General features: G+C 45.8%; 5 protein-coding genes and 1 pseudogene. 1 reads left to right on the forward strand and 5 read right to left on the reverse strand.

Annotated elements, in window-relative coordinates; translation table 11 throughout:
- Window positions 1-418 (reverse strand): hypothetical protein (locus M0R47_RS21740; protein WP_292558447.1); only part of this gene is annotated, 418 nt, incomplete at its 3' end.
- A 106-nt stretch (window positions 419-524) separates the two neighbouring features.
- Between M0R47_RS21740 and M0R47_RS21745 the strand changes: the two genes are divergently transcribed.
- Window positions 525-989, forward strand: a complete 465-nt coding sequence (locus M0R47_RS21745) for an Hsp20/alpha crystallin family protein (RefSeq protein ID WP_292558448.1) — start codon at window positions 525-527, stop codon at window positions 987-989.
- Window positions 990-1,104: 115 nt separating this feature from the next.
- On the opposite strand, the gene M0R47_RS21750 is transcribed toward M0R47_RS21745, so the two are convergent.
- From M0R47_RS21750 to M0R47_RS21765, 4 genes and pseudogenes are all read right to left on the reverse strand, one after another.
- Window positions 1,105-1,509 (reverse strand): hypothetical protein, encoded by a 405-nt coding sequence (locus M0R47_RS21750; protein WP_292558449.1) that lies wholly within the window; start codon window positions 1,507-1,509, stop codon window positions 1,105-1,107.
- A gap of 79 nt (window positions 1,510-1,588) precedes the next feature.
- Window positions 1,589-1,969: a pilin gene (locus M0R47_RS21755; RefSeq protein ID WP_292558450.1), complete on the reverse strand. Its 381-nt coding sequence runs from the start codon at window positions 1,967-1,969 to the stop codon at window positions 1,589-1,591.
- Entirely contained in the window at window positions 1,970-2,275 is a 306-nt protein-coding gene (locus M0R47_RS21760; protein WP_292558451.1) for a hypothetical protein, read from the reverse strand.
- Between the two features lie 5 nt (window positions 2,276-2,280).
- Window positions 2,281-2,569: pseudogene (locus tag M0R47_RS21765) on the reverse strand (hypothetical protein); the annotation flags it as partial.

A 2,569-nucleotide genomic window follows, 5' to 3' on the forward strand; every position in this document is an offset into this window, starting at 1 on the left:
GAAGTCCTCTTTTTGATGCCAAATACTGGGTGATGAGAAGGATGTGATCGTACCCACGCTCCCGAATATGCGCAGGAGTAGTAGGAATAGGGACTAATAGTGTACCGGGCGGAAAGGGAGAAAGTCTCTCGTCTAGCAAATCGGCGAGGTACCAAGCACCCGCTTTCATGTTTTGAAACTTAAACCCACCAATAAGGCGCTGTAATGCACCCTTGCGAAGTCCAACAACCCATGCTCTTTTATACGAAAGTTTATGGGAGGGGCAGATTCCATTGGAATTGGGCTCTCTGCACACAATGCAGCCAGTAAATAAGTTTTTAATGATGTCGTTTTTACAATTGCCGCACAGCAAAGTACCGATTTCACCGCACCCAGAACAGAGGTGTGGAGCCACAAACTCAAGCACCTTATCAATCATTGTGTTTTTTACGTTTTGCCTACCCATTTGGTTGATTATACTGCATATGCCCGTTATAATACGAAGGACTATTTGTCAAATGAGCCTAGAGAAAGTGGAGGATATCATGGCCCGCAAACAAAACGAAGATTTACTAATTGAGGATGAACTGGCAGCAGCTTTTTTGAGCGACGACGACCTTTCATCAGCTGACGCTCCGGCGCCAGTAGCGACAGACGACAGCTGGGACGACAGCGAAGAAGAATTTCCTGGCCAACTGGCCGTTGATGTCTACGAAACCGAAGAAAAATTGGTTGTCAAAGCCCGCACCGCAGGCGTAAACAAAGAAGAGCTTGATGTCAGCATCAGCGACGGCATCTTAACTATTAGCGGAACGCTGAGTAGTGGAGACGACACCGATGCTATCAACTGGCACATCCAAGAATGCTACTGGGGAGAATTCAGCCGAACTCTCGCACTTCCAGTTAGTGTCAAGGAAGACGAAGTTGAGGCTGTACTCAAAGACGGCGTTCTGACCGTGAGCTTTAACAAGATCAAACAAGAACAGGCAAAGAAAATCCAAGTTCAATAATCCTGGATTCGCACCAAAAGAACCTTCCCATAGCGGAAGGTTCTTTTTTAGATAAAATAAGGCCAATAAAATATCCCGGACAGTGCCGGGATAGTTTATCTACAAGTCTTTATTATCAGGCAGGCGTAATTGCGCCAAGTACCCAGTTCACGATTGCGTAGGCCAGGAAGGCAACAACGAGACCAATGAGTGCGTACATGATCGTATTCTTCGCACCAGTAACTGCTGTTGAGTTACCAGCCGAGACAACGTAACGAATACCACCGATAATCAACATGATCACGCTGATCGCACCAATGACGAAGAGAAGCACGTTCACAACGGTCGTGAAGATCGACTCATCGCCAAAGAGGGTCGTTGGTGTATTACCCGTATTTCCACACTCGACACCACCAGCGACTCCGGCTGAAGGATCACAAGCTGCAGAAACAGCAGGGGTCAGCGGAGTGAATACCGCGACAAGTGCGAGGACTGATCCGACGATCAGACTTCCGAGCACATTTTTTGTTATTTTTTTCATTATATAGGTTTCCTTTCTTGTAGAATCTATCGTTATTTATAGCAGATTAGTCGTCATTTGTTAAGAAGCTGTCATGCTCTTATACAAACCGATCGATAACCCAGTTCACGATTGCGTATGCCAGAAAGGCCACAACAAGGCCAGCAACAGCGTACATAATTGTAAACTTGGCCTTTGAGATTCGCGAAGCATCACCGGTCGATACGGTATACATAATACCTCCCACGATAATCATGATGACCGAGATAACACCAACAACAAAGAGAAGCACGTTAATAACGGTTGTTACGGTGTCGGATACGTTGTCTGTCTTTGACGCACAGACAGTTGAGGTTGATCCTTTACAGACTTCTGAAAGGGGATCAACGTTTACTGCAGCAGCAGGTAATGCCGGCGCAAGCACCCCAAAGCCAAGCATAATCGCAAGACCCATAATTACTTGTTTAATACGTTGTTTCATTTATTTGAATCTCCCCGTAACGAAGTTAGTTATAGCAAATGCAGACAAAATAACGACCAGTCCAGCGACCGAGTAGAGAATGAGGTTTTTGGCCTTAGTAACTCTCGCTTGGTCGCCCGCAGAAGTAGCATACATAATACCAGCGACAATAATAACGATCACAGCGATCATCCCTGCAATGAAATAAGCAATGTTCAGCCCATTCACGAGAACGACGTTAGCGTCTCCTGTTGGGATGTCGACTTGGCCTGGACCGGTTCCTGGCTCAAGTAGTGGTGCGGCGAGTTGCATAAGGAGTTGTTTCATAGCTGTTATTTTAGAATTCCAAATATTAATTTAACGATTGCGATTGCTGAGATTGAGATAACTAATCCGATAACCGCGTTGAGGATTGACTTGCGTGCTTTTTCTATCTGACTCGGGTTACTGCCACCCGTGAGGAAAAGGAAGCCACCATACAAGATAAAGAAGAGAGCAGCATATCCAGCAATAAAGAGACCGATTTCAATGATATTAAGGACGATCTTCCAGATAAAGGTACTGAGCCCACCCGCCTTATCGGGGGAAAGGATATTACAGTCCGCATCTGTAAGTCCACGA

The organism is Methylobacter sp. (genome assembly GCF_023227905.1).
Classification (GTDB): domain Bacteria; phylum Pseudomonadota; class Gammaproteobacteria; order Methylococcales; family Methylomonadaceae; genus Methylobacter_A.